Annotated in this window: 20 protein-coding genes; 3 read left to right on the top strand and 17 right to left on the bottom strand. The window is 71.8% G+C overall.

Translation table 11 applies throughout. The features are described 5' to 3' along the window. The first annotated feature begins 3 nt into the window (after positions 1–3). Entirely contained in the window at positions 4–2,184 is a 2,181-nt protein-coding gene (locus ABTY59_RS04075) for a serine/threonine-protein kinase (protein WP_352017335.1), read from the top strand. Positions 2,185–2,246: 62 nt separating this feature from the next. Next, a complete protein-coding gene (locus ABTY59_RS04070) occupies positions 2,247–4,352 on the top strand; it encodes a protein kinase domain-containing protein (protein WP_352017334.1) in 2,106 nt (701 codons plus the stop codon). Between the two features lie 17 nt (positions 4,353–4,369). On the opposite strand, the gene ABTY59_RS04065 is transcribed toward ABTY59_RS04070, so the two are convergent. The 17 genes from ABTY59_RS04065 to ABTY59_RS03985 all read right to left on the bottom strand — a co-directional run bounded on the left by ABTY59_RS04065 (position 4,370) and on the right by ABTY59_RS03985 (position 23,986). Next, positions 4,370–5,023 carry a hypothetical protein gene (locus ABTY59_RS04065; protein WP_352017333.1) on the bottom strand — a complete coding sequence of 218 codons (654 nt, stop codon included), beginning with the start codon at positions 5,021–5,023 and terminating at the stop codon, positions 4,370–4,372. Then, positions 5,020–5,538, bottom strand: a complete 519-nt coding sequence (locus tag ABTY59_RS04060; RefSeq protein ID WP_352017332.1) for a hypothetical protein — start codon at positions 5,536–5,538, stop codon at positions 5,020–5,022. Before ABTY59_RS04060 ends, ABTY59_RS04065 begins: the two co-directional genes overlap by 4 nt. A 161-nt stretch (positions 5,539–5,699) precedes the next feature. After that, positions 5,700–8,018 carry a DUF6571 family protein gene (locus ABTY59_RS04055; RefSeq protein ID WP_352017331.1) on the bottom strand — a complete coding sequence of 773 codons (2,319 nt, stop codon included), beginning with the start codon at positions 8,016–8,018 and terminating at the stop codon, positions 5,700–5,702. Positions 8,019–8,070: 52 nt separating this feature from the next. Continuing rightward, positions 8,071–8,487: a hypothetical protein gene (locus ABTY59_RS04050; RefSeq protein ID WP_352017330.1), complete on the bottom strand. Its 417-nt coding sequence runs from the start codon at positions 8,485–8,487 to the stop codon at positions 8,071–8,073. A gap of 52 nt (positions 8,488–8,539) precedes the next feature. Continuing rightward, positions 8,540–9,778, bottom strand: a complete 1,239-nt coding sequence (gene mycP / locus ABTY59_RS04045) for a type VII secretion-associated serine protease mycosin (protein WP_352017329.1) — start codon at positions 9,776–9,778, stop codon at positions 8,540–8,542. A gap of 17 nt (positions 9,779–9,795) precedes the next feature. Continuing rightward, on the bottom strand, positions 9,796–11,304 hold the full coding sequence (locus ABTY59_RS04040) for a WXG100 family type VII secretion target (protein WP_352017328.1): 1,509 nt from the start codon (positions 11,302–11,304) through the stop codon (positions 9,796–9,798). 44 nt (positions 11,305–11,348) lie between these two features. Then, positions 11,349–11,804, bottom strand: a complete 456-nt coding sequence (locus ABTY59_RS04035; RefSeq protein WP_352017327.1) for a DUF2563 family protein — start codon at positions 11,802–11,804, stop codon at positions 11,349–11,351. A 119-nt stretch (positions 11,805–11,923) separates the two neighbouring features. After that, positions 11,924–14,245 carry a xanthine dehydrogenase family protein molybdopterin-binding subunit gene (locus ABTY59_RS04030; RefSeq protein ID WP_352017326.1) on the bottom strand — a complete coding sequence of 774 codons (2,322 nt, stop codon included), beginning with the start codon at positions 14,243–14,245 and terminating at the stop codon, positions 11,924–11,926. Continuing rightward, positions 14,242–15,582, bottom strand: a complete 1,341-nt coding sequence (locus ABTY59_RS04025; RefSeq protein ID WP_352017325.1) for a (2Fe-2S)-binding protein — start codon at positions 15,580–15,582, stop codon at positions 14,242–14,244. The genes ABTY59_RS04030 and ABTY59_RS04025 overlap by 4 nt, the downstream gene beginning before the upstream one ends. After that, a complete protein-coding gene (locus tag ABTY59_RS04020) occupies positions 15,579–16,454 on the bottom strand; it encodes an FAD binding domain-containing protein (RefSeq protein ID WP_352017324.1) in 876 nt (291 codons plus the stop codon). The genes ABTY59_RS04025 and ABTY59_RS04020 overlap by 4 nt, the downstream gene beginning before the upstream one ends. 259 nt (positions 16,455–16,713) lie before the next feature. Then, positions 16,714–18,357, bottom strand: coding sequence for a beta-N-acetylhexosaminidase (locus tag ABTY59_RS04015; RefSeq protein ID WP_352017323.1), 1,644 nt, complete (start codon positions 18,355–18,357; stop codon positions 16,714–16,716). 4 nt (positions 18,358–18,361) lie between these two features. Next, positions 18,362–19,192 carry a carbohydrate ABC transporter permease gene (locus ABTY59_RS04010; RefSeq protein ID WP_352017910.1) on the bottom strand — a complete coding sequence of 277 codons (831 nt, stop codon included), beginning with the start codon at positions 19,190–19,192 and terminating at the stop codon, positions 18,362–18,364. Between the two features lie 17 nt (positions 19,193–19,209). Next, the gene (locus ABTY59_RS04005; protein ID WP_352017322.1) at positions 19,210–20,148 is read right to left on the bottom strand and encodes a carbohydrate ABC transporter permease; all 939 of its coding nucleotides are present in this window, start codon (positions 20,146–20,148) and stop codon (positions 19,210–19,212) included. Positions 20,149–20,153: 5 nt separating this feature from the next. Then, positions 20,154–21,449: an extracellular solute-binding protein gene (locus ABTY59_RS04000; RefSeq protein WP_352017321.1), complete on the bottom strand. Its 1,296-nt coding sequence runs from the start codon at positions 21,447–21,449 to the stop codon at positions 20,154–20,156. A gap of 258 nt (positions 21,450–21,707) precedes the next feature. Beyond that, positions 21,708–21,992 carry a DUF3039 domain-containing protein gene (locus tag ABTY59_RS03995; protein WP_056558193.1) on the bottom strand — a complete coding sequence of 95 codons (285 nt, stop codon included), beginning with the start codon at positions 21,990–21,992 and terminating at the stop codon, positions 21,708–21,710. Positions 21,993–22,045: 53 nt separating this feature from the next. After that, positions 22,046–23,173: an acyltransferase family protein gene (locus ABTY59_RS03990; RefSeq protein WP_352017320.1), complete on the bottom strand. Its 1,128-nt coding sequence runs from the start codon at positions 23,171–23,173 to the stop codon at positions 22,046–22,048. Between the two features lie 252 nt (positions 23,174–23,425). After that, a complete protein-coding gene (locus ABTY59_RS03985) occupies positions 23,426–23,986 on the bottom strand; it encodes a YqgE/AlgH family protein (protein ID WP_352017319.1) in 561 nt (186 codons plus the stop codon). A gap of 278 nt (positions 23,987–24,264) precedes the next feature. Between ABTY59_RS03985 and murA the strand changes: the two genes are divergently transcribed. After that, complete coding sequence (gene murA / locus ABTY59_RS03980; protein WP_329851127.1) at positions 24,265–25,605, top strand: UDP-N-acetylglucosamine 1-carboxyvinyltransferase; 1,341 nt, start codon at positions 24,265–24,267, stop codon at positions 25,603–25,605. The last annotated feature ends 70 nt before the right edge of the window (positions 25,606–25,675 follow it).

The raw sequence follows: 25,675 nt of genomic DNA, 5'->3' as shown, positions 1-25,675 counted from the left end.
CTCATGCTGTCGCCCCTGACCCACGACGACCCGGCCGCCGTCGCCACGTACCGCCTCCTCGCCCGCCTCGGTTCCGGCGGCATGGGCACGGTGTACCTGGCGCGCACGCCCGGCGGCCGAACCGTCGCCCTGAAGACCGTGCACGCGCGGCTCGCGACCGACCCCGCGTTCCGTTCCCGCTTCCGCCTGGAGACGGACGCGGCGCGGATCATCGGCGCGCGGCACGGCGCGGCCGTGGTGGACGCCGACCCGCTGGCCGAAACCCCGTGGCTGGCCACGGAGTACGTGCTCGGCCCGCCGCTCGACGACGCCGTCGCGCTCGGCGGCCCGCTGCCGGAGCCGACCGTCCGCGCCCTGGGCGCCGCGCTCGCGGGGGCCCTCGCCCAGCTGCACTCATCGGACGTGGTGCACCGCGACCTGAAGCCGTCGAACGTCCTGGTCACCGCGTACGGCCCGAAGATCATCGACTTCGGCATCGCCCGCGCGGCCGGCGACGACCACCTGACCCGCACGGGCGCGGCGGCCGGCACGCCCGCGTTCATGTCGCCGGAGCAGGCCAGCGGCGAGGAACACACGCCGGCGGGCGACGTGTTCGCCCTGGCCGGAGTCCTGGTCTTCGCGGCGACCGGCCACGGCCCCTTCGGCACGGGCGCCCCCGCCGACCTCCTGTACCGGGTGCGGTACGCGGAGCCCGACCTCACGGGCGTACCGGAGGCGCTGCTGCCGCTCCTGACGGCCTGCCTCGCGAAGGACCCGGCGACCCGGCCCACGACGCACGCCCTCGGGGAGCACCTCCACGACGGCCATGGCGAGTTCGCGGACCACCTGCCGCCGCTGCTGCTCGCCGACATCGCCCGCCGGGCGACCGACGTCTGGCTCCACACCCCGCACCGCCTCCCGGCCCCGCCGGAATCGGCGACGGCGGCGACGACCCCGGACACCCCGCTGTCCCGCCGCCGCCTCCTCTCGGTGGGCGGCGGCGCCCTCCTCGGCACGGCGGCGACCGGCGGCGGCCTCTGGGCGTGGCTGGCCTCCCGGGACACCACGGCCCCACCCGGCACCCCGACCGCGACGGGCCCCACGGCGATCCCGGCGACGACGGCATCGGACGGCGCGCCGACGGCGCTGTGGCGGGGGGAGTCGCTGGACCCCGAGCAGAGGACCACTCAGCTGCTCTCCGGCGATGCGGTCGGCTTCGCCGAGAAGGTGTCCTTCCGGGTCCTCGACCTGAAGGACGGCACCGAACTCTGGTCGGATTCGGCGGTCATGGAGCCCCAGCAGGTCACCACCGACGGCGCGTTCTACTACCTGTCCGACGGACCCTACGAAGGGCCGGGCGCCCTGAGGATCCGCACGCTCGCGGCGCGGACCGGCAAGGAGGCGGCCAAGACGATCGAACTGAAGGGCCTGGACGGGACGGGCACCGAGCTCCTCACGGCTGCCGGCGGGATCCTCTTCACCGCCTCGCGCGTGGGGAAGCGGGAGGACGCCCCGGACGCGGACGAGGTCGGCTGGCAGCTGCTCGCCGTCGATCTGCGCACCGGCAGGGAGGCGTGGCGGCAACCGTACGAGTGGGACGGAGTGCGCCCCTGGCTCTCCCAGGTCGTCGGCGAACGACTGGTCCTCGGGAAGAACAGCGGTGATCTCGATTCCTTCCTGGTCCAGGCGAGGGACGTGCGCACGGGCCGGCAGCTGTGGAGGCGACGGCTCCCGCTGACGAAGTCCTCCCTGTTCATCCCCGGCCAGCTCGCCACCGACGAGCGGCACGTCTACACGGGTGGCGACCGTCTCCGGGCCGTGCGTCTCACGGACGGGGGGATCGCCTGGGAGTACGGCAGCGGAACCACGCCGGACACCTACGGGGTACCAGCCGTCTCGGACGGCCTCGTCTACACCAACGTGAGCGGCCAAGGGCTCGTGGCCGTCAGCGCCGCCCAGGGCACCGAGGTCTGGGCGGAGAAGGTCGGCGACCGCCCTCTGGCCCCGCTCGCCTACACCACACCGGTGATCGGGAAGAAGTACGTGTACGCGCCGGTACGGGGCGGTCTGAGCGCGGTCGACCTCTCGACACGCGTCTCCGCCTGGGTGTTCCCGACCGACGCCTCGCGGTACGTCGTCGACAGGAACCGGACTCGCATCATCGGAGCCGGAAAGTCGTCCGTCGTCGCCATCCCCTACGCCTGAGCCGGCGGCCTCCCCTTCCCGCCCCTCCCCGTCCACCTCCGCCGACCGGAAAGCAGCTTTTCGTGACCACGCAGCCCCTCGCCACCGGCGACCCGCTCCGGCTCGGCCCGTACCGGCTCCTCGGCGTCCTCGGCGAGGGCGGCATGGGCAAGGTGTACGTGGGCCGGGACGGCGCCGGCACCACCGCCGCCGTCAAGGTCCTGCGCCCCGAACTCGCCCACGACCGGCACCTCGCGCAGCGGTTCGTCCGCGAGGCCGACATGGCGCGGGCGGTCACCGGCAAGGGCGTGGCGAGGGTCCTCTGCGCGCAGACCGAGGGCGGGCGGCCGTGGATCGCCGCCGAGTTCCTCGCCGGACCGACGCTCGACGAGGCCGTCCGCGCGTACGGCCCGATGGACGTGCCGACGGTCCGCGCGCTGGCCGCCCGGCTCGCGCACACGCTGCACGACATCCACGCCGCCGGCCTGGTCCACCGTGACCTCAAGCCCGCGAACATCGTGCTCACCTCGACCGGCCCCCGGATCATCGACTTCGGCATCGCGCGCCCCGAGCACGGTCTGACCCTCACCACCACGGGCCAGATCCCGGTCACCCCGGGCTACGGCGCCCCCGAGCAGGTCCTCGGGCAGCGCGTCGGCCCGGCCTCGGACGTGTTCTCGCTGGGCGCGGTCCTCGTGTACGCGGCGAGCGGCCGGCGCGCCTTCGACGGGGCGCACGTGGCGGCCGTGCAGTACGAGGTCGTGCACGGAACCCCGGACCTCGCCCTCGTACCGCCGGAGCTCCGGACGCTGATCGGCCCGTGCCTGTCGAAGGACCCGGTACACCGCCCCGCTCCGCCGCAGGTCGCCGAGGCCTTCGCACCGCCGAAGGGCGCGGACCACGCGTGGCGCAGGGGGCCGCTGGCGGAGGACATCAAGCGGCGGGAGTCGGCCACGAAGCGCCTGACGGCCCCCGAGGACACCGTCGTCGGCTCCTCCGAGCCGTCCCGGCGCCGCTTCCTCACCCGCGCCGCCATGGGCGTGGCCGTCCTGGGCGCGGGGGGCGGGGCGGGCGCCTGGTGGCTGAACCGCGGTGAGGCGAAGTCGCCGACCGCCGATGTCCCGCCCGCAGTCCCGGCTCCCGACGCGGCCTTCGTCTCGATCATCGACACCGCGTACGGCGAGGTCCCCAAGCCCCTCTGGGGTCCCCTCGACGTGGCGGCGGCCGAGGGTGAGCTCCCGCTTCCCGTGCGGGACGTAGTGATCGTGCAGGCGAAGACGGGAGGTCTGCTCGCCCTCTCCGTGACGAACGGCAAGGAACGCTGGCGGGCCGGGGACATCGACGCGGACGCCGGTTTCGTCTCCGTCGCCGACCGCATGGTCGTCGGTGTCGACGAGAAGGGCGTCCTGAACGCGTTCGTCGCCTCCACCGGCGCCCGCGTCTGGCAGAGCCAGTCCGACGTCGACGACGTCCTCGCCGCCGACGACACCCACGTCTACCTGGTGACGCGGGACGACGAACTGCGCGCCGTCGACGCCTGGACCCTCTCCACGACGTGGACGCGTCCCATGCCCTCCCCCCGATCCCAGAACGGCGCGGCGAAGGCCGCCGTGGGCAGGAAGCGGCTCGTGATCCACGGCAGGGACGGCCATGTCGCCGCGCTCCACACGGAGACGGGGAAGACGGACTGGGAGATCAAGAACCAGGGCACGGACGGCCAGGCCCCCGCGCTCGGCGACAACATCGCCTATCTCGGCGGTGCCAAGCTCAGCGCCCGCCGCCTCGACCGCGGCGACTTCCTGTGGGAGGAGGAGGCCCGCAGCGGCGACACCGGTCCTGGCTGGGGCACACCGGCCGTCGACGGCGACCATGTCGTCGCCGTCGACAGCTACAACGCCTACCGCTACAGCACCATGGTGGACGTCCGCTTCCCGGTCTCGAGCGGCTGGTACGAAGTCCTGGACGGAACGGGCCCCGGCACCGTCAATCCCCCTGCCGTGGCGGGCTCGACGATCTGGGTCCAGGCCCCCGACAACAGTCACGTCCAGGTCGTTCACCGGACGACGCACGAACGCCTCTTCCAGGCGAAGATGAAGCGCGAGGGCTCATACCAGCTGGCGAGTGCGGGCAATCGCGTCTTCATCGTCCGCGGCGGCCGGATCGCGGCCATGCCGGTGTACGGGGCGTGAGCCGGGGCCCGGTCAGGTCACGACCGGCCCTTCGCCGGCACTCCGGTCGCCAGCCCGTCACCCTCGCACCCCAACTCTGCGGCGACGTGCCGGGCCGCCGCGTTCGCCAGGGTGATCTGCTCGTCCCTGATGCCAGGCCCGTCGGCCTCGTTCTCGTCCGCCCGCTCCAGCTCCGCGGCGACCACGATCTCGTGCGCCGGAGCCGCGAGACGGCACGTGAAGTAGATCGAGGCGAAGAGGTCCGCCGAGGTCGCCCGCCGACCGGTGGAGTAGACCGTCGTGAGCTCCTTGACCGCTTCGTTCCCCGGGATGGCCAGAGCCTCCCGGAAGGTGATGCTCAAGACGTTCTTCTCGTCCCCGGCCGTCTCCAGCGTGCAGAACGGAACGCCCTTCATCCGCTGCTTGCCGCTCTGCGGTGTCCGAGCCGCCTTCTTCAGCTCGTCGACGACCCTGCCGGGCTCGGACTGGTCACTCGTCAGCCGGGCGTCCTCGCCGGCGATGGCCCGGAGGGCCGAGGCGGCGTCCGGCTCCTCGGCGAAGCCGCCGCAGACCTCCGCGGCGGCCTGCCCGGCGGCGGCATCGTCCGTTCCCGTGGCGCAGCCGGTCGCCGCCATCGCGAGGACGGCGACCGGGATCAGGATCCTGCGGGCGGTGAAGGGGGAGGCTCTCACGGTGCGGAGGTGGGGTTCGGGACGGAGGCGGGAACCCCGGCGGCCAGGCCGTCGCCCTGACAGCCCAGCTCTCCGGAGACCTTCCGGGCCATCGTGTTGGCCAGCGTGATGAGTCGAGTGCGCTGCTCCAGGTCCGTCTCCGGGACGCCCGCGGGACCGCGCACCTTCATCTCGACCACGATGTCGTGGGCCGGCGCCTCCAAGCCACAGGCGAAGTAGAGAAAACCGAGCCCCGACGAGGAGAAGGCCTGCAGTCCTGAGGCGTAGGAGGTGACCACCTTCGCGTGGTCCGGACGCAGTCCTGGAGCCTTCCGGGCAGGAGTGAGCTCGATCATCAGGTCCTTCTGCTCGTCCCCTTCGGCCGGCCGGAGCCAGCAGGAGCGGACCGACTCCGGCCGGTAGCCGGCAGCCCACTGCTCACGGGAAGCCTTCCGCAGACCGTCGACGGCCTCCTTCGGCTCGGCGGAGCCCTCGTCGAAGCGGTCACCGCCCATGACGGCCTTCAAGGCGGCCACGGCTGCCGGGTCCTTGCCGAAGCCTCCCCCGCATACCTCCGACGCCGACGAGCCGGTGGGTTCGTCGGTACCGGACCCCCCGTCGCCGCCTGAGCAGCTCGTGAGGAGGGCGGCCACGGCGAGGGCCGCGGCCGTTCGTGCCGGCGCAGAGCGCATGTGCGTCACTTCTTCTCGTACGGGTCGGGAAGCGAGTTGTCACGGGCGTGCAGGCGCGCGTCCCTGACGTAGTCGACCAGGGTCTCGTCGAGGTAGTTCCGGTCCTTCTCGCTCCAGCCGGGGGCGTTGGCGTAGGCGATGCCGGGACGGAGCGAGTTCTCCTTGCCCATGGCGAGCGCCTCGTCCGACAGGTCGTCCGACTTCTTCTTCAGCAGGTCGTCCTTCTCGTACTTCTCGGCCATGTCGTCGGCCTCCATGCCGATGACCGTCGTCACCGCGCCGCCCACCGTCTCGGCGGCCAGCGGTACCAGTACGCCACCGGCGCCGCCGGTCAGGACCGCGATGCCGCCCGCCGCCGCGGCGCCGACGCCGAACTTGACCCATTCGGTCGTCCTGCCGACGGCCTTCTTGTGCTCCTCGGAGTCCTTCTCGTAGTCCTTGTCGATCTGCGCCATGCGGGACTCGTCCATGATGCCCTGCGCCTCCGAGCCGATGCGCAGCGTCGTCCGCGCGTCGGTGAGGTCCCGCTCGTCGAAGGTGGAGCCGGGCTTGGGGCCGACCTGGTCGAGGACGCTCGTCGTGTACAGCGACTCGGCCGCCGACAGGGTGGAGTGACCGGTCTCGCTCTGCGACACGATGCCCATGAAGTTGACGGCGTCGCCCCGGTTCCAGAGCAGCCCGGTGTCGAACTCGGAGCCGAACCGGGACTTGCCGTCGGCGCCGTTGAAGCCGAACGGCGAGTTCTTCTTCTCCTCCATCGTGGTGTCGCTGTCCGTCTCCAGGGAGCGGTTCAGCTCGTCGATGTAGGCGGCGCCCATCTTGCCGAGGCTGTCGTCGATGCCCGGCTGCTTGTGCATGTACTTCGGGTCGTCGCCGTACCGCTCGACGACCTTCTGCATGACCTCGGCGTTCTCCTTGGTCCGTACGTCCTTGAGGCCCTCGGGGTCGGCGTCGTACGGGTGGCCGGTGGTCGCGGACTCCAGGGCGTGACCGAGCGCGTTGTAGCCGGGCTCCTTGGTGCGGTCACCCTTGTCGTTGAGCTCCTCGGGCCACTCGCGGTCCTTGGTGAAGTAGTCGAACGGGTCGAGCTTCTTGTCGTCCTTGGTGTTCTCGGGCGTGAGGTCGATGCTGCTGTTGAAGAAGTCCGTCGACGCCTTCGGGTTGTGCCCGAGCCCCTCCATGAAGCCGACCATCGGGTCGCTGCCCAGGTCGCCGCCCATCCAGTTCAGGTGGCTCGGCCCGCCGGTCAGCTGGCGCCAGGCCCGGTCGGCGGGCAGCGCCCCGTCGTGGGTCATCTTCCGCTCGGTGACGACGAGCCCGTTGCCGTAGTCCTTGAGGAACTTGTCGTCGTAGTCGCCGACCCGCATCAGGTTGCTCATGACCTGGAAGCCGTACGGGCTGGTGCCGCGCGTCTGGATCGGCTCGCTGCCGGCCTTGATGACGTCGGCCTTCCACTGCTCCATCTCGGGGCTCGTGGAATGGGTCGCGGTGGCGAGCGTCAGACTCCAGTTCGTCTGGAGTTCCTTGAGCTTGTCGCGGTGGTCGACGCCGAGCCGCGAGCCGTCGCTCGGGTCGCCCATGTCGGCCCAGTACTCCATGCTGCCCTTCGGCCCGACCTCCAGGGCGAACTTCTCGGCGAAGTACGGGTCCTTCTGGTTCGCCTTGAACAGGGCGTTGAGCTTGTCGATCTCCTCCGGGGTGGCGTCGTCGCCCTTCTTGTACAGCTCGTAGGCGGCGTGCGCGTCCTCGGCGTCCTGCGCCTTCGACGCGGCCTTGAGGGAGTCGTAGTTCGTGCCGGAGAAGTTCAGCTTGTCGTTGCCGACGAGGCCGCGCAGGGCGCGGGAGGCCACGTCGTCGGCGTTGTTCGCCTTGTCGATCGCGGCCTTGATCGCCGAGCGCATCGCCTCGAAGTCGGCCTGCTCGGGCTTGGGCCCGTCGTAGTTCTTGGCGCGGCGGTCGGGGTGGATCAGATAGCTGACGACACCGTCCGGGTCGATCCGGATGCCCTTGCCCGGGGCCTCCGCGACGAGCTTCTCCAGCTCGGTCTTGGCGGCGGTGAACTCGCCCTCCGCGTCCCGGAGGATGTTGCGGATGCTGCTCGCCTCGGTGAGGGCGTCGCCGAACTCCTTGGCCGTCTTCCGGACGAACGCCTGCGTCACGCCGGCGTTCTCGCCCTTCCAGTCGGCCTTGTCGGCCTTGCCCTGGAGGCCGGTCTCCGCCTTCTCCTTGGTCTTCTCCAGCTTCGTCACCGTCTCCGACCAGACGGTGACGGCCTCCTTGAGGCCGCTCAGGTTCGCATGGAGGACCTGGTCGAACTTCAGCATCTTTTTCCCTCGTCAGCCGTGCGCGATCTTCGTGGCCGTCAACGGCTCAGGTCTACGTGAAGTGCTTGTCGAGATCGGACATGGAGAAGTTAGAGATCAGCGTCTCCTCGTGGTTCACGTGGCTGACGACGGTGTCCTCAAGGTGGTTGTGGATGTGGGCGCAGGCACTGAGGAGCGCCTCGGCCTGGCCGCGCCAGGTGTCCCACATCGTCCACATCGCGGAGCCGGTCAGGAACCCGTCGCCGTCCAGGGCCTTGGCCGCCGTGTCGGTCTGGGCGCCCGCGTGGAACGCGTCGCGCTCGAACCAGTGGAAGAGCTCCTGGGCCTCGTTGCCGATGGCCTTGAGGTCGGCGGAGGTGACCTTGTAGTCGCTGGCGCCGCCACCGCCACCGGGGTCCGTGGGCACGCTGTTGAGCCTCATCGCCGCGGTCTCGCTGCGGACCTGGCTCCACTCCTCGTCGAACGACATCTATTTCCCCATGAGTGAGTTACGGACGGCGGGCGCGGCGGAGGGCTCGGGCTCAGCTCCGCCGGGAACGGAGTACGGGTACGGCGACGGCGGCCCCGACGAGCACGACGGCCGCGATCCCGAGCCCGATCCAGAGACCGGTGTTGCCGCCGTCGTCGGCGGAGGCGGTGGCCTGCGGGGCGGGAGCGGGGGTGGCCGGGGCGGGATCCGCCGAGCCGGACACCGAGGCGGAGGCGGAGGCGGACGGGCTCGTGGTCTCCGCGAGGTCGTCGATGGGACGGACGTCGGCGGGACCGGGGTCACCGGGCGTCTTGAGCGTACGAAGGGGACGGATGGCACCGAAGCCGATGTAGTCGCTGCGCTTCTCGCCCCCCTTGGGCTTCGCGGCCGTGTCGAGCATGACCTTCAGGACCTGGTTGTTGGTCCAGTCGGGGTGGGCGGCCCAGAGGAGCGCGGCGGCGGCCGAGGCGAGGGCGGTGGCGTCACTGGTACCGGTGGACTTGCACATGCCCGTGCCACCGCCGCAGGCGTGCACCATGTCCTTGCCGGGGGCCACCATGTCGACCTGGGGGCCGTACTGGGCCGACGGGACGTGCGTCGCCTTGTCGTCGACGGCGCCGACACCGACGACGCCCGGAGTCGCTCCCGGGTACTCCGTCATGTTGCCCTTGTCACCGCTGTTCCCGACGGACGCGAAGACGAGCGCACCCTTGCCCAAGGCGTACTTCACCGCGTCGGTGAGCGCCTGCGACCCGGCTGCGGCTCCCAGGGAGACGTTGATGACCTTGGCGCCCGAGTCGGCCGCGTAGGTGATCGCGGGCGGCACGACGCGGTTGAACTCCTCGTCGCTGTCCGCCATGCTCCCGTCCCCGGCGTCGAGACCGGAGACACGCACCGGAAGGATCTTGGCGCCCGGCGCCAGGCCGAAGGCTCCGTTCCCTCCGTCCCGGTCTCCGCTGCCCGCGATCAGACCGGCCATGCCGGTGCCGTGCCCGGTGTAGTCGGTGAACTGATCGCCGGACTCGTCGGTCGCGAAGTCCTTGCCTTCCAGCACCTGACCGCGGAGGTCGGGATTGGCCTTGTCCACACCTGAGTCGATCACCGCGACGGTGACGCCCTTGCCCGTGCTGAGCTGCCAGATCTCCTCCGCACCCATGGCGTCCAAGTGCCACTGCCGGGCCCGGAAGTTCTCCGCGTGGGCGGGCACGGAAGCGATGCCCACCAGCAGCATCCCCAAGGCGGCCGAGGCGGTGACCCGGGCACGGCTCCGACGAATACTGCTGGTACGCATCTGCTTCCTCGCGCTGATCAGTCGATGACGGGGGGCGCCACGCGGCGACCCTGCTGCCAGGTCTCCTCGTCCTCGACCAGGTAGTCGGGACGCTCTCCGTTCTGCTCCTCGCGCTCACCGGGCTTCGCGGCGTTTCCGCGCACGAGGCCGGAGCCGCCGGCCGTGAAGGGCTTCCCGCCACCCGTGCCCGCGGCGCGCTGCGCCTTGCCGCCGACGACGCCGCCGGACTCGCCGGCGAGGCGCCGCCCGCCGGTGATGCCGCCCTGGCCGGACGCGCCGCCCATGGGGCCGCCCATGCCGTGCGCGCCGCCCATGCCGCGGCCCATGCCCGTCCGGTTCTGCCCGGCGGTGGGCTCGTTGCCGATGACGGTGCTGCGCGGGATGCCGGTCTGCGGTCGGCCCAGGGTGTTGGGGACCTGGCGACCGCCGCTGATGCCCTCGCGGGGCATGCCGGGACCGTTGCGGAGACCGCCCGTCAGCGGGCCGCGGGGGTTGCCGGTGCCGCCGGTGACGGGCGAGGTGGGCCCGAGGGGACCCGGGCCGCCCTTCACGGTCACCGGAGGCATGCCGGGGGTCACGAGGGGAGGCAGTCCGCCGTCGGGCTTGGTGACCGGCGGCGGGCCGCCCGGGAGCTGCGTCGTCGGCACCGTGATGTCCGGCTTCGGCGGGGTCTTCACGCTGTCGATGCCCAGGTCCGCGGGGACGTCGGGCCGGACCTCCGGCTTGACGACGTGCGTCGGCCCGGTCGGGTCGCCCTTGGGCGGGACCGAGGGCGTGTCGGGAGTGGCCGGGGGGCCGGGCGGCGGGGTGTGCGTGGTGCGCGTCCCCGTGCTCGTGTCCGTACCCGTGCCGGTGGAGCGGTTCCCCGACTCCTGCGTGGAGCCGATGTAGGAACTGCTGTCCCGGGTGTCGGGCGCCTCCGGCACGAACGCCCCCGGCGGCGGCGGGAACGTGGGCGGCACCTCGTTCTTCATGCGGAGGCTGGACCACTGGTAGGCGGAGGAGAGGCGGTACATCTCGTCCGCCGCCGCCTGCCGGTTCTCCTCCTGCTTGGCCTTGATCGCCGCGGCGTCGTCGCTGGTCGCCATCTGCGACCGCGCGTTGCGGGCGATGGTCTGCGCGTCCGGGTCGTTGTGGTACTTCATCGCCGCGTCCAGGTTCGCCTTCGCGGACGCCTGGGAGGTGTACCGGGGCATGGCGCTCTGGGCCGAGGCGATGGCGGTCGAGTTGTCCTCCATGCAGACCGCGCCGTGCTCGGCGTAGTCCGAGAGGCTCGTCGTCGAGTTGGCCACGTTGGTGGCCCACTCGACGAAGGCCTTCTCGGCCTCGCCCTCCCAGTCCATGTTCCTCATGCTGGCGCGCAAGTCACCGGCGATCGTGGCCATCTGCTGCGAGACGCTCTTCAGTCGCCGCGCCGCGTCGCCCACGTAGTAGCTGCTCGCCTCGTCCAGCCACGCCAGCATCTGCTCGTGACCCATGCCGGCGAAGTTGGTTCCGCCGCCACCGCCGCCCTCTGCAGGCCTCATCCCTCGCCTCTTCCCCGTGTCCCCGAAATTCCGTCCGCGCCCGGCTACTTGAAGGAGCCGTCGCCCTCGGCGGTGTCGTTGCCGCCGGCGCCCGATTCCTTGTCCGCCTTCGTCTTGGCGTCGTAGGTGCGCTGGTGGATCTGGATCATCTTGCGCTTGACGTCGTCGTCCATCTGCTCCATGCCGTCCTTGGAGGCGACGACCGCGATCCCGAGGCCTTCGAGGCAGTCCTTGAGCAGCCCGGACAGCTCCACCAGACTGTGCAGGGTCTCGTTGTACGCCGAGTAGGCGCCCTGGGCCTCGGACCAGGCCGCCCCGCCCCCGCCGAACTGGGTTCGGGTGACCGGGTCGGCCTTCAGCTTGCCCGCGCTCGCACCGGAGCCGTCGAGCTCCTCGATGAGGGCGTCGACACCCTGCTTGAACTTCTGCATGGAGTCGGCGCTGTACTTGACGGCCTGCGTCCGCATCCCGGACGACATCCCATCCATTTCCGCTCGCATGCCGCGCTCCTCCCCCGTGAACCACCATGCCGTGTACGGCACAAGTCTAGAAGTTCACTGTAGTCAGGAACGACGACAGTCCGCACCTCCCAGTTGCACAAGCAACGGACATCACATGGTTACGAATTGGGCACGGCGACGGCCGCCTGGGGGCGGATCGGGAGGCGGTTGACCGGGCGGCCCGTCGCGGCGCGTACCGCTGAGGCCACTGCGGCGGGGGAGGTGACGACCGGGATCGCGCTCGCCGCCTTCGCGCCGAAGGGGGCCACCACATCGCGTTCCTCGACGAGTTTCACGATGCGAATGTCCGGGGCATCCAGGGATGTCGGGAGTGCGTAGCCCGTGAAGTCCGGGTGCCGGACCAGACCGCGGGCCGTGCGGAGGTTCTCCGTGAGCGCCGCGCCCACGCCCTGCGTGACGCCCGCCTCGATGCGCGCGGTGAGCTGGGCGGGGTTCAGGACCCGGCCCACGTCCTGCGCGACGGCCATCTCCACCACGCGTACGGCGCCGAGTTCGATGTCCACGTCCACCACGGCGCGGATCGCGCAGAAGGCGAGGCCCACGAAGGCGTCGCCCTGGCCCGACTCGTCCAGCGGCTCGGTCGGGTGCGGGCGGCACTGGGCGGTCGCCCAGAGTTCCTTGCCGTCCATCGCCTCCGTGACCGTCGTCGACAGGACGCCGTCGTACGAGGTGATCTTGCCGTCCGTGATCTGGAGCAGCTCGGTCGACATGCCGAACTTGTGGGCCAGCGGCTGGAGCAGTTGCGTGCGGACCATCTTCGCCGCCCGTTCGACCGCCCCGCCCGACACCCACGTGTGGCGGCCGTGCGCGGCCGGCCCGGCCGGCGGCTGGTCGGTGTCGACCGGGGCCACGTGGACCTCGTCGATGCCCAGCGTCTCCTGGACGATCTGCCGGGCGAGGGTCGAGAAGCCCGAACCGGTGTCCACCGCCGAGCAGATGACCGTGGCCACTCCGTCCATCACCCGCACCGTGGCCGTCGAGACCTCGTCGGCTCCCTCGGCGCCCAGCATGTGCACCATGCCGAGCGCGTAGCCGACGCCCCGCCGCACCGCGCCGGGCTCGCCCGCGCCCTCGGGGCCGCCGGGCAGCAGCCAGTCGCCCTCCGGGGTGTCCTTGGGAAGCGGGGGCAGCGGGAAGTCGCGTACGGCCGCCAGGAGTTCCGCCACCGGGGCCGGGCACGTCACCGTCTGTCCCGTGGGCAGGATGTCGCCCGTCGCCATGACGTTCCGCATGCGCAGTTCGGCCGGGTCCACGCCCAGCTTCGCCGCCAGCTTGTCCATCTGGGCCTCGTACGCCGCGCACACCTGCATCGCGCCCTCGCCCCGCACATGGCCGGAGGGGGGGTTGTTGGTGCGGACCGCCCAGCCTTCGACGAAGGCGTGCGGGACGACGTACGGGCCGCACGCGAAGGCGACGGCCGCCGCGAGCGACTCGCTCGACGAGTCGGCGTACGCGCCCGCGTCCAGCAGGATCTGCGCCTCCACCTTCACCAGGCGCCCCTCCGCGTCCGCGTGGTGGCGGTAGCGCAGCAGGGTGGGGTGGCGGTGGGCGTGGCCGAGGAACGACTCCTCGCGCGTGGCGGTGAGTTTGACCGGGCAGCCGGTGCGCAGCGCCAGCAGGCCCAGCGGGATCTGGAAACCGGGGTCCTCGCGGTCGCCGGTGGCGCCCGGGACGCCGGTCACGACCAGCTTGACCTGCCCGGGCGGCAGCCCGAAGCAGGCGGCGGCCAGGTCGCGGTCGGTGTGCGGGTCGGTGGACGCCGTGTAGATCTCCACCCCGCCGTCGGGCCGCGGTACGGCGAGCCCGGCCTCGGCGCCGATCGGCGCCGGGTCCTGGCGCCCGATGCGGTACAGCCCCTCGACGACGACCTCGCCCGTCGCCTCGGGGTCCCCGAAGCGCAGCGGGATGTGCCGGATGAGGTTCCCGTCGGGGTGCAGCGCGTCCGCCTCGAACGCCTTCTCCGGGTCGGTGACGGGTTCGAGGACCTCGTACTCGACGGCGATCGCCGCGGCGGCGAGGCGCGCCGTGTCCGGGTGGTCGGCGGCGACGGCCGCGAGGGCCTCGCCGTGGTGCCGGACCAGGTCGGAGGCGAACACGGGCCGGTCGGCGACCCGGCGCCCGTAGGTGGCCGCGCCCGGCACGTCGGCGGCCGTCACCACGGCCCGTACGCCCGGCATCGCGGCCGCCGCCGTGGTGTCGACGGACACGATCCGGGCGTGCGGGTGCGGCGAGCGCAGGATCGCGGCCCAGAGCAGCCCCTCGGCCCACAGGTCGGAGGCGTACGGGAACGTGCCCTCGGTCTTCGCCCGCGCCTCGGCCTGCGGGAGCGAGGTGCCGAGGCCGTGGGCCGCCGGCTCCTGGCCGAGGCCCCCGGGGGTGTCGAGAGCCGTGGGAGCGGCGGTGGTCGCGTCGCTGCTCACGCCATGCCTCCGTCGTGCGGGTGGGGGATCTGGTGCGGGACTCGGGCCTCGTCGGCCGTCTCGGGCCCGGCGGCGGCCGCGGCGGCCTCGCGCTCGGCGACGACGTCCCGGACGGCGTCGAGCACACCGCGGTAGCCGGAGCAGCGGCAGAGGTTGCCGGCGAGGGCCTGGCGGGTCTCCAGCTCCGTGGGGGCGTGGTTGCCCTCCAGGAGGTCGTGCACGGTCATGCACATTCCGGGGATGCAGAAGCCGCACTGGACGGTGCCGCACCGGGCCATCGCCCGCTGCACGTCCGAGGGCTCGCCGTCGGTCGCGAGGCCCTCGACGGTCCGCACCTCGCTCCCGGCGGCGGTCGCCGCGGGCACCAGGCAGGAGGCCACGAGCCGGCCGTCGACCTGGACGTTGCACGCGCCGCACTCGCCCTGCGAGCAGCCGTCCTTGGCGCCCGCGAGGCCGAGGCGTTCGCGCAGCACGTAGAGCAGCGACTCGCCGATCCAGGAACCGGTGACGGGGCGGTCGGTCCCGTTGACCCGCAGGGTGTACGAGGTGTGCGGGTGCTCGTCGCTGTCCGTGGAGGCGTCGAGGGGCAGGGTGGCGGGCTCTTCCGGAGCCGGGACCTCGGAAGGAGCCGGAGCCAGGGCTTCGGAAGGGGCCGGGGCTCCGGAAGGGATCGGGTCCGTGTCCGGGGCCTCGGCGGAGGGCGTCACGGCCTCCGGTGCGGCCTCGGGGGCCGTCTCCGTCGCGGCCTCCTGTACGGCTTCCTCCGCGGCCTCCTGGACGGCCTCCGGCGTCTGCTCCGGTGCCTCCTCCGCCGCCGGCTGCTCCTGGAGCGTCCACGGCGCGGCCGCGCCCCCCGGCAGCGTCGCCGGCGCCTGGGCGTACGGGGCGGGCGCCGTCGGCTCCTCCGGCTCCGCCGGGATCTGCCACTGGCCGGTGGCCGCCGGGTCCGCGGCGCCCGTCACGGCCTCCTCGAAGCGCCACTCGGCCGTGGCGTGCGGGTCCTGCTCGACCAGGTGCTCCACGTACGCCGGCGGGTGGAACTGCTCCCCGCCCGTGAACGCGTCGCCCTCGAAGTACTGCGGTGTCTGCTGCGCCTCCGTCGGGACGTGCACCGACCAGGTGCCCGTCGCCGCCGGGTCCGTCGCCGGGGCCGGGGCGAGCGGCTGGAGCGGGGTGATCATCGGCGGGACGTAGCCGTGGCCCGGGGCCTCCAGGGGGACGCCGTCCAGCATGAAGTCGGGCGGCAGCTGGACGAAGGCGGTGGCGTCGCCGTCGTACCCCTCGCTCTGCGGGATCGGCTCCCAGCCGCCCGTCTGACCCGTGCGCTCGTCGCTCATGCCAGTGCCCTCCCCAGTGCCCGTCGGGCGAGTGCGGCGACGGTGCGCCGCAGGTGCAGTACGGCCGGGGGCAGCTGTTCGTCGCCCGGCGGGTCTGGGATGCAGGCGGCGGCGACGTACTCGCCGAAGGCCGCGAGCGCCTCGGGGGCGAGCCCCCGGTCGTTGTCCCAGTCGATCAGCGAGGCGATCCAGCGCTCGGCCTCCAGGGGGCGCAGCGGCATGGGCGCGACGGCGCCGACAGCGCAGCGCACGCCGCGCCGGGCCGGGTCGAGGACGACGGCGACGGAGGCGGTGGCGCGGGCGGGGCCGGTGCGGCCGGTGGCCTTGACGAAGACCTGGGGGGCGTGGAGCAGCGGGACGCGGACGAAGCCGACGAGTTCTCCGGGGGCGAGCAGGTCGCGGCCCGCGAGGAGGTGGGAGACGGGGATCTCGCGGCTGCCGAGCGGGCCGAGGACGACGAGGTCGGCCTCCAGGGCGGCGAGGACGGGCAGCGAGTCGCCGGTGGGCGCCGCGGTGACGATGTTGCCGCCGAGGGTGCCCGCGTTGCGGATCTGGGGCGGCCCGGCCGCGCGGGAGGCGGCGGCGAGGGCCGGGATGAGGGCGGCGAAGTCGGGGCGGCCCATCCGTGCGTGGGTGAGGCCGGCGCCGAGCAGGGCGTGGCCGTCCTGGTACTGCCAGCCGCGGATCTCGTTGATGCGGCTCAGGCCGACGAGTCCGGCGGGGCGGAGCTGGCCCTTGTTGACGGCGGCCATGAGGTCGGTGCCGCCGGCGACGGGCACGGCGGCCGGCATGGCCGTGAGCGCCGCCACGGCCTCGTCGAGCGAGGCGGGCAGCGTCACGGACTGCGCCGTCTGTGGTGCGTGCGTGGTCAACCCGCTGCCCCTTCCCGGTGTCCCGGTGGTCCCCGACTGTGCCCGGCCGTCGCGCCTGCGAGCGGCGGTACGACGCGCCTGCGTGTGGGCGTACCGTACGTGCTCACAGGCCGGACGTGGCAACTCTGGCACATCTTCCGAGGAGTCCGGCGCGAGGGTCCGCGAAGGACTGTTCCGTCCGGGACGCCCCGGGTGGGACGGTAACTTCCGTTTCGCCGCTCTTGGGTGAGCGGGTGGCGAGCGGCTGACGTCGTGTCCCTCACACGGGCGGGGGCGTGCCCTCCCGGGGCCTGCCGACGACCCCCGGGCGCCGCTGCCAGGGGTGGGGTCCGGTGGGCGGGCGGTAGTCGACGCCGAGTGCGTCGAGGCGCCGGTAGTGGGTGCTCATGCGCCGCTCGAGACCGGCGAGGTCGCGCGCCTCCGGCGCGGGGAGCGCGGACCAGGCGACCTCGGCGAAGGCGGCGAGGCGGGGGAAGACCTGGTAGTCGACGCGGGCCCGGTTCTCCATGACCTCGGTCCAGACGTTGGCCTGCGTTCCCAGGATGTGGGCGGCGGCCTCCGGGGCGAGTCCCGGCGGGACGGGTTCGAAGCGGTAGACGTCCTCCAGGGTGCGGACGTATCCGATGGGCATCGGCTCGTCGTCGCCGGGTGCCTGACGGTGGTCCAGGTAGACGTGCTGTTCGGGGCACATGACGACGTCGTGGCCGGCCTCGGCGGCGGCGATCCCGCCCGCGTAGCCCCGCCAGGACGACACGGCCGCCCCTTCGGCGAGGCCGCCCTCCAGGATCTCGTCCCAGCCGATGAGGCGGCGTCCGCGGGCGGCGAGCCAGCGGTCGAAGTGGCGGATGAACCAGGACTGGAGTCCTTCCTCGTCGCCCACCCCGAGCTCCGCGATGCGGGCCTGGGCGGTCGGGGAGGCCTTCCACTGGTCCTTGGGGCACTCGTCGCCGCCGACGTGGACGAAGGGGGACGGGAAGAGGTCGAGGACCTCCTCGAAGACGCCCTCGTAGAAGCGGAGGACGGCCTCGGTGGGGGCGAGGACGTTGGGGTTGACGCCCCAGGTGTCCCAGACGGTGAGGGCGGTGGTGTCGACGACGTCGGTGTTGCCGAGTTCGGGGTGGGCGGCGATGGCGGCCTGCGCGTGGCCGGGGAGGTCGATCTCGGGGACGACGGTGATGTGCCGCTCGGCGGCGTGGGCGACGATCTCGCGGATGTCGTCCTGGGTGTAGAAGCCGCCGTGCGGGGTGTCGTTCCAGAGCGGCGAGTCCCGGTGGCCCCATTTGGTGCGGCTCCGCCAGGCGCCGATCTCGGTGAGCTTCGGGTGGCGTTCGATCCTGATGCGCCAGCCCTGGTCGTCGGTGAGGTGGAGGTGGAGGACGTTGAGCTTGTGGGCGGCGAGCAGGTCGAGGTACCGCAGGACGTCGTCCTTGGGCATGAAGTGCCGGGAGACGTCGAGCAGGAGGCCGCGCCAGCCGAAGCGGGGCCGATCCTCGACGGTGACGAGCGGGAGGTCCCAGCCCCCGTCCGTCACGGGCGCCTTGCGGTACGCCTCCGGGCCGAGGAGCTGACGGAGGGTCTGGGCGCCCCAGAACACCCCGGCGGGCCCGCCGCCCTCGATGACGGCGGCCGTGTCCGCGGCCTCGGTGGAGAGGCGGTAGCCCTCGGGGCCGTACTCCCGCTCCCTCTCCTCGCTGATCCTCAGCCGGATCGCGTACGGCCCGGCGCCGTCGGCGAAGGACAGCCCGGTGGCGGCGCCCAGGGCGGACCTCAGCCAGCGGGCGGTGGATTCGGTGCCCGGGCCCGCGTCGAGCGTGGTGCGCTCGTCGAGCGTGACGTGCCCGGGGGCGCTCCCCCGGCGTCCGACCGACAGCGGCGCCGGGATCAGGTCCATGGAGTGGGTCATCGCGTCAGTCCTTCACCGCTCCGCCGAGTCCGGAGACCAGGCGGCGCTGTACGAGTACGAAGAAGACGAGCACCGGGATCGTCATCACGGTCGACCCGGCCATGATTCCTCCCCAGTCGTTCTCGTCGGGTTTGAAGAAGACGAGCAGGGCCATGGGGAGGGTCGACTGCGAGGTGTCGCTGATGAGGAAGGACTTCGCGAAGAGGAAGTCGTTCCAGGTCGAGATGAACGAGAAGACGCTCGTCGCGACGAGGCCGGGGAGCACCAGCGGGAAGAGGATCTGCCACAGGAAACGGGTGCGGCTCGCGCCGTCGATCTGGGCCTGTTCCTCCAGCGCCTCGGGGACGGCCTTCACGAAGCCGCGCAGCATCCAGATCGCGAAGGGCAGCGAGAAGGCGATGTGCGGCAGGATCAGCGAGCCGAGGGTGTTGAGCTGGCCGAGGTCCCGCATGAGGAAGAACAGCGGGATGGTCAGTGCCTCGACCGGCACCATCTGGGCGATGAGGAACATGACGAGCAGCGTCGTCCGGAACCGGAAGCGGAACCGGGTGACGGCCGTCGCCGCGAGGAAGGCGATGAGGGCCGAGGCGAGGACCACGGTGCCCGCGACGATCAGCGAGTTGACGAAGTAGCGGCCGAAGTCCTGCTGTTCGAAGACGCGCCGGAAGGAGTCGAGGGACGGGGACAGCGTCCAGGGCCGGGGGTGGCTGGACTGGATCTCGCCGGCGGGTTTGAGGGCCGAGAGGACCATCCAGTACAGCGGGAAGGCGACGGCGGCGGCGACGAGCAGGGTGACGGCCTCGGCGGCGAGGCGCCCGGGACGCCGTATCCGCATCCGTATCCGTGCGGAGGTCACAGTTCTTCTCCCTGGCGTCGCAGGAGGCGCAGGTAGACGAGCGTCACGGCCAGCAGGATCAGCAGCATGACGACGCCGATCGCCGAGCCCAGGCTGTACTGGGAGGAGGCGAAGGCCTTCTGGTAGGCGTACACGTTGAGGACGAGGTTCTGGCCGGCGATGCCGCCGCCGTTCGTCATCACGTAGATCTGGGTGAAGAGCTTGAAGTCCCAGATGATCGACTGGATCGTGACGACGACCAGGATCGGCCGGAGCACGGGGGCCGTGACCGAGCGCCAGATCCGCCACTGCGAGGCGCCGTCGAGGGCGGCGGCCTCCAGGACCTCGGCCGGGATGGCCCTGATGCCGGCGTAGACCGTCACCATCACGAACGGGAACGAGCACCAGACCACTTCGAGCAGGACGAGGGCGAAGGCGCTGTACCGCCCGTACGTCCAGGAGAGGTCGCCGAGTCCGAGCAGCCGGTTGACGGGGCCGAAGTCGGGGTCGAAGAGGAAGACCCAGACGGTGGAGCCGGTGACGGCGGGGGTCGCCCAGGCGCCGAGTGCGGCCAGCATCAGGACGAGCCGGGGCAGGGCACGCACGCGCGTGAGGAGCACCGCGAGGGAGCAGCCGACGGCGAGGGTGGAGACGACGCAGGCGGCGGCGAAGACGACGGTGGCGAGGAGGACCTGGCGGAACTGGGGGTCGGCGAAGAGGGCGGTGTAGTTGGCGAAGCCCTGGAAGGAGGTCGGTTCGCCGCCGCTGACCTGGGCCTGGGTGTATTCCAGGAAGGAGATCAGGCCGAGCTGGTAGACGGGGTAGACGAGGAGGCCGCCGAGGACGGCGAGGGCGGGCAGCAGATAGAGCCAGGGGGTCCAGGCGCTGGTGCGCCGGGGGGTGCGGGGGGCCGTCTTCACCGGCTCGGTGGGGCGGGTGAGCTGGGTCGTGGTCATGCGGCTCAGCCCGCGGCCGCGAACGCCGCGTCCATCTTCTCGGCGGCGTCGCCGGAGGCCGTGGCGACGTCCTTGCGGCCGCTGACGACCTCCTGGAACATCGTGGGCAGCACGAGGGAGGCGTCGATCTGGCCCCAGCCGGGGGACGCGGGGACGAACCTGGTGCCGGCGCCGAGGGTGTCGATGAAGGGCTTCACGAAGGGCTGGCGCCGGGCGGCGGCGGTGCGGACGTCGGTGTACGTGGGCAGGAAGCCCATCGCGTCGAACAGCTTGCCCTGGGTGTCCTTGCCGGTGAGGGACTTGAGGAGGTCGACGGCGAGGGTGCGGTGGGTGGTGCTCCTCAGGACGCCGATGTTGTTGCCGCCGGCGAAGGCGGGGGCGATGGAGCCGGGGGTGGTGCCGGGCAGCGGGACGACGGCGTACTTGCCCTTCACGGTGCCGGCCTCGACGGCGGCGTGGCTGAAGTCGCCGCCGATGGCCATGGCGGCCTTGCCGGAGGCGAAGGCGGTGACGGTGGCGTTGCCGCCCATCTGGGCGCACTTGGCGGCCGGGCAGTTGTCGTCGCCGAAGAGCGAGGTGTACGTGCTGATGCCCTTGCGGGCGGCCTCGCTGTCGACGGCGGCCCGGTAGGCGGTGCCGTTCGCGGTGGCGAGTTCGCCGCCGGCGGCCCAGACGAAGGGCAGGGCGCCGTAGGTGTAGGCGCCGCCGACGGCGATGCCGTACAGCTCGGGCTTCGCCTTGCGGATCTTCTTGGCCGTGGAGACGAGTTCCGCCTGGCTCTTGGGGGCGGCGAGGCCGAGTTCCGCGAAGACGTCGGTGCGGTAGTAGAGCGCGCGGACGCCGACGAAGAGCGGGGCGCCGTAGACCTTGCCGGCGACGGTGACGGACTGCCTGGCGGTGGGGTCGGTGTCCTTGGCCTCGTCCCAGGCGGCGAACTCGGCGCTGATGTCGGCGAGTCCGCCGTCCTTGACGTATCCGGCGGTGTCGGTGTTGCCGTACTCGATGAGGTCGGGCGCGGACTTCGGGTCGTTGAAGGCGGCCTTGACGCGCTGGGCGCGGGTCTCGACGGGGATGTACTCGACCTCGACCTTCGTGCCCGTGTGACGCTTCTCGAAGGCGGCGACGGCCTGGTCGACGACCTGTGCCTTGGGCTTGTTGCTGACCTCCTGGAAGAGCCAGACGCGCAGGGTTCCGCTCGTGTCGTCGGCCGTGGCGGTGCCGCCGGACGTCTGGGGCGCGCAGGCGGTGGCGGCGAGGCCGGCCATCAGGAGCGCGGCGGGAAGCTTCAGGGCGGACTTCATGGCGGATCCCCTCCGAATGCGTGCGTTGCAAGATGTGCAATGAGCGTTTCGCACTGCACAACACGCGTGAGGTTAGGCGCGTGCCCGGCGGGCCGACAAGAGGTCTCGACCACCTCAACCACTCCGTGACCGGCGAAAGCAGCCCGTGCAACGCGCGCGGAGGTCCCGGAGACGCGAAACGGCCCCCGTCACGCGTACCGGAGTACGCGTGACGGGGGCCGTCGAAGGGCCTGCCCCGACGTCGGGGCGGCACGACGCCTACTTGTCCTTGCCGCCCTTGTCCTTGTCGCCGCCGGCGCCCATGGAGTCGTAGATCTCCTTGCACATCGGACAGACCGGGTACTTCTTGGGGTCGCGCCCCGGTACCCAGACCTTTCCGCACAGCGCCACGACGGGCGTGCCGTCGAGGGCGCTCGCCATGATCTTGTCCTTCTGGACGTAATGGGCGTAGCGCTCGTGGTCGCCGTCACCGTGGGACACCTGCGGCGTCGGCTCGACGAGGGTTCCCGTACCTGCCCCGCGCTCGGGCTCGAGAGTGCTCATAACCGCCAAGGGTACCCACGCGCGCGCGGGAACCGGAGCGTCGAGGGGGGCGGTCACGGCGTGTGCTGGGCGACGGGGGCGGTCGGAGCGCTGCGCCGCCAGCGGGCGGGGATGCGGCGGACCAGGAAGCGGTTGGCGGGCTCTTCGACGAACCGGTAGAGCGCCCAGGACATCACCAGGATGACGAGCCCCATGCCGAGCATGGCGAAGAGCGCCGAGTCCTTGTCCGCGATCCGTCCCCACTCGTAGGTGGCGAAGCGGCTCACGGAGTGGTGCAGCAGGTAGAAGCTGTACGACCACACGCCGAGCAGGATGAGCGGCTTCTTGTTGAGGACGCCGCGGTGGCCGGCGAGCTCCCGCTGCACGAACGCGATGATGATCAGCGCGGCGATCACGGCGAGCGTGGGGCGGAGCGTGTACTCCAGCTGTGCGTCCCAGCGGTCCGACACGCGGGCCTGCAGCTGGAAGTAGCCGAAGACGTAGACGGCCAGCAGCGCCAGCGGCACGATCGGGCGCAGCGGGATGCGCAGGCCGCGGCGGATCAGCAGGGCGACCGTCATGCCGAGCAGGAACTGCGGCAGGTAGACGGTGGGGTGGCGCATGACCCAGCGGGCCGACTCGCCGGAGAGGTTGTGGAAGGCCCACCAGTTGACCGCCCACATGCCGACGAGGCCGACGACGGTCAGGCCGACGAGGAGCGGGGTGCGCATCCGGACGACGAACCGGGCGAGCAGCGGGAACAGGGCGTAGAAGAGGATCTCGACGCTGAGGGTCCAGGTCACCGGGTTGCCGGGGAGCGTCGGGGTGGCCTCGGGGAGCCAGTTCTGCACGAGGAAGAGCGAGGCGATGAACGACTTCCACTCCACCGCCTCGTGGGCCCGGTGGTAGAAGACGTAGAAGGCGAGCACGGCGGCGACCAGGGTCGCCGGCCAGATGCGCGCCACCCGGCGTATGTAGAACGCGACCGGGTGCTCGTACGGCTTGTAGACCCAGGTCAGCAGGAAGCCCGAGAGGACGAAGAAGAAGGTGACCCCGTGGGCGCCCATCTCCGAGTAGGGGAAGATCGACGGTGCGCGCCCGTAGCCCGTCTTGCCGCCCACTCCGGTGAAGTGATGGGCGAACACGGCGAAGGCGGCGAAGAACCTCAGGCTCGTCAGCGAGTCGAGACGAGTGGGCAGCACGGATCCGACCTGCTCGGCGGGCACCCGCGTCGAGACACGGCCGCTCCGGGCAGCGGTTATGACAGGCACGTGGTCATCTCTTGATCGTCTGGGCGCGTCTGTGCGCACTATGGGCTCGGGGAAGTCGGATCATCGTACGCATCGCGTCTCTCTTCGGACAGACGCGCGTCACCGAAAGCCCGTATCGCACACGCGGACGACCGCTGGACCGGTCCATGTCCGGGCCCCATGGCCCGAATTGATGGAGTGTCGTCAGTTAAGAGTGGGGTCGTCCGGATATGTCGCAATCATGGCGAGTTCTCCGCGCTGCCGTCGCAGCACCTGCCGCCAGAGCGCCTCGGGGCGCGGCGAGGAGACGTCCCCGGGCTCCGACTCGACCACGTACCAGGCCCCGTCGCCCAGCTCGGCCTCCAGCTGGCCGGGACCCCAGCCCGCGTACCCCGCGAAGATCCGCAGCGAGCCGAGCGCGGGTCCGAGCAGCTCGGGCGGGGTCTCCAGGTCGACCAGGCCGATCGCGCCGTACACCCGCCGCCAGCCGAGCGGGCCCTCGTCGCCGGGGATGACGGCGACGCCGAGTGCCGCGTCGAGCGAGACGGGGCCGCCCTGGAAGACGACGCCGGGTTCACCCGCGAGGGACGCCCAGGGGGCGAGGATGTCGCCCACGGTCACCGGCGTGGGCCGGTTGAGGACGACGCCGAGCGAACCCTCGTCGTCGTGATCGAGCAGCAGGACGACCGCGCGGTCGAAATTCGGGTCCGCCAGCGCGGGGGTGGCCACGAGCAGCCGTCCTGTGAGCGAGGACACCTCGGTCATGCGACACATGATCCCGCATCTTCGCCGTTCGCGTGGGTTGTCGGACGGGATGCGGGGAAGCCGGGGACCAGCGCAGTTCAGGAGGGACGCGGCCACGACGCCGGGCCGTCCCGCGAGGACAAGCGGACGGTGACGCTCCGCAAGATCACGGGAACAGAGGGTGTTGTGCCGAATTCATTACATCTGACAGGCCCCCCGAGGCACCCGATCGGGGTCTCATGGCCCCTTACCCTTTTCTCTGGCCACCCGTCGGACCCCACTTTCGGAACGCGAGATTCATGACCGGCACTGACGATGTCCTGCTTGTCCACGGCGGCACCCCGCTGGAGGGCGAGATCCGCGTCCGCGGCGCGAAGAACCTCGTGCCCAAGGCGATGGTCGCCGCCCTGCTCGGCAGCGGCCCCAGCCGTCTGCGCAACGTGCCCGACATCCGTGACGTCCGCGTGGTCCGCGGACTGCTCCAGCTGCACGGAGTGACGGTCCGCCCGGGCGAGGAGCCCGGCGAGCTCGTCCTCGACCCGACGCACGTCGAGTCCGCCAACGTGGCTGACATCGATGCCCACGCCGGTTCGTCGCGCATCCCGATCCTCTTCTGCGGCCCGCTCCTGCACCGCCTCGGCCACGCCTTCATCCCGGGCCTCGGCGGCTGCGACATCGGCGGCCGGCCCATCGACTTCCACTTCGACGTGCTGCGCCAGTTCGGCGCGACCATCGAGAAGCGGGCGGACGGGCAGTACCTGGAGGCCCCGCAGCGCCTTCGCGGTTGCAAGATCCGCCTCCCGTACCCCTCGGTCGGCTCGACCGAGCAGGTGCTGCTCACCGCCGTCCTCGCCGAGGGCGTCACCGAGCTGTCGAACGCGGCCGTGGAGCCCGAGATCGAGGACCTGATCTGCGTCCTGCAGAAGATGGGCGCGATCATCTCGATCAACACCGACCGGACCATCACCATCACCGGTGTCGACAAGCTCGACGGCTACACCCACCGGGCGCTCCCGGACCGCCTGGAGGCGGCCTCCTGGGCGTCGGCGGCGCTGGCCACCGAGGGCAACATCTACGTGCGCGGCGCCCAGCAGCGCTCGATGATGACCTTCCTCAACACGTACCGGAAGGTCGGCGGCGCCTTCGAGATCGACGACGAGGGCATCCGCTTCTGGCACCCGGGCGGCTCGCTCAACGCGATCGCCCTGGAGACGGACGTGCACCCCGGCTTCCAGACCGACTGGCAGCAGCCGCTGGTCGTGGCCCTGACGCAGGCCTCCGGTCTCTCCATCGTCCACGAGACGGTGTACGAGTCGCGGCTCGGCTTCACCTCCGCGCTCAACCAGATGGGTGCGCACATCCAGCTGTACCGCGAGTGCCTGGGCGGCTCCGACTGCCGCTTCGGCCAGCGGAACTTCCTGCACTCCGCGGTCGTGTCGGGACCGACGAAGCTCCAGGGCGCCGACCTGGTCATCCCCGACCTGCGCGGCGGCTTCTCGTACCTGATCGCCGCGCTCGCGGCCCAGGGCACGAGCCGGGTCCACGGCATCGACCTGATCAACCGCGGCTACGAGAACTTCATGGAGAAGCTCGTCGAGCTCGGCGCGAAGGTCGAGCTCCCGGGCAGCGCGCTGGTCTAGGCGAGCCGTGGGGGGGGCCGGCGGGGCCCCCCCCGCCCCCGCCGGCGGGCGCCGGCTGAGCGGGCGCCCC

The organism is Streptomyces sp. NPDC096079, assembly GCF_040303145.1.
Taxonomy (GTDB): domain Bacteria; phylum Actinomycetota; class Actinomycetes; order Streptomycetales; family Streptomycetaceae; genus Streptomyces.
The sequence above is the reverse complement of the archived record's forward strand: the minus strand, read 5'-3'. Positions and strand labels throughout refer to the sequence as shown.

Excerpts from the sequence above, each read along its gene's own strand:
- ABTY59_RS04075 (WP_352017335.1), top strand. The coding sequence starts at position 4 with ATGCTGTCGCCCCTGACCCACGACGACCCGGCCGCCGTCGCCACGTAC.
- ABTY59_RS04055 (WP_352017331.1), bottom strand. The coding sequence starts at position 8,018 with ATGCTGAAGTTCGACCAGGTCCTCCATGCGAACCTGAGCGGCCTCAAG.
- ABTY59_RS04050 (WP_352017330.1), bottom strand. The coding sequence starts at position 8,487 with ATGTCGTTCGACGAGGAGTGGAGCCAGGTCCGCAGCGAGACCGCGGCG.
- mycP (WP_352017329.1), bottom strand. The coding sequence starts at position 9,778 with ATGCGTACCAGCAGTATTCGTCGGAGCCGTGCCCGGGTCACCGCCTCG.
- ABTY59_RS04040 (WP_352017328.1), bottom strand. The coding sequence starts at position 11,304 with ATGAGGCCTGCAGAGGGCGGCGGTGGCGGCGGAACCAACTTCGCCGGC.
- ABTY59_RS04035 (WP_352017327.1), bottom strand. The coding sequence starts at position 11,804 with ATGCGAGCGGAAATGGATGGGATGTCGTCCGGGATGCGGACGCAGGCC.
- ABTY59_RS04025 (WP_352017325.1), bottom strand. The coding sequence starts at position 15,582 with ATGAGCGACGAGCGCACGGGTCAGACGGGCGGCTGGGAGCCGATCCCG.
- ABTY59_RS04015 (WP_352017323.1), bottom strand. The coding sequence starts at position 18,357 with ATGACCCACTCCATGGACCTGATCCCGGCGCCGCTGTCGGTCGGACGC.
- ABTY59_RS04010 (WP_352017910.1), bottom strand. The coding sequence starts at position 19,192 with ATGCGGATACGGCGTCCCGGGCGCCTCGCCGCCGAGGCCGTCACCCTG.
- ABTY59_RS04005 (WP_352017322.1), bottom strand. The coding sequence starts at position 20,148 with ATGACCACGACCCAGCTCACCCGCCCCACCGAGCCGGTGAAGACGGCC.
- ABTY59_RS04000 (WP_352017321.1), bottom strand. The coding sequence starts at position 21,449 with ATGAAGTCCGCCCTGAAGCTTCCCGCCGCGCTCCTGATGGCCGGCCTC.
- ABTY59_RS03995 (WP_056558193.1), bottom strand. The coding sequence starts at position 21,992 with ATGAGCACTCTCGAGCCCGAGCGCGGGGCAGGTACGGGAACCCTCGTC.
- ABTY59_RS03985 (WP_352017319.1), bottom strand. The coding sequence starts at position 23,986 with ATGACCGAGGTGTCCTCGCTCACAGGACGGCTGCTCGTGGCCACCCCC.
- murA (WP_329851127.1), top strand. The coding sequence starts at position 24,265 with ATGACCGGCACTGACGATGTCCTGCTTGTCCACGGCGGCACCCCGCTG.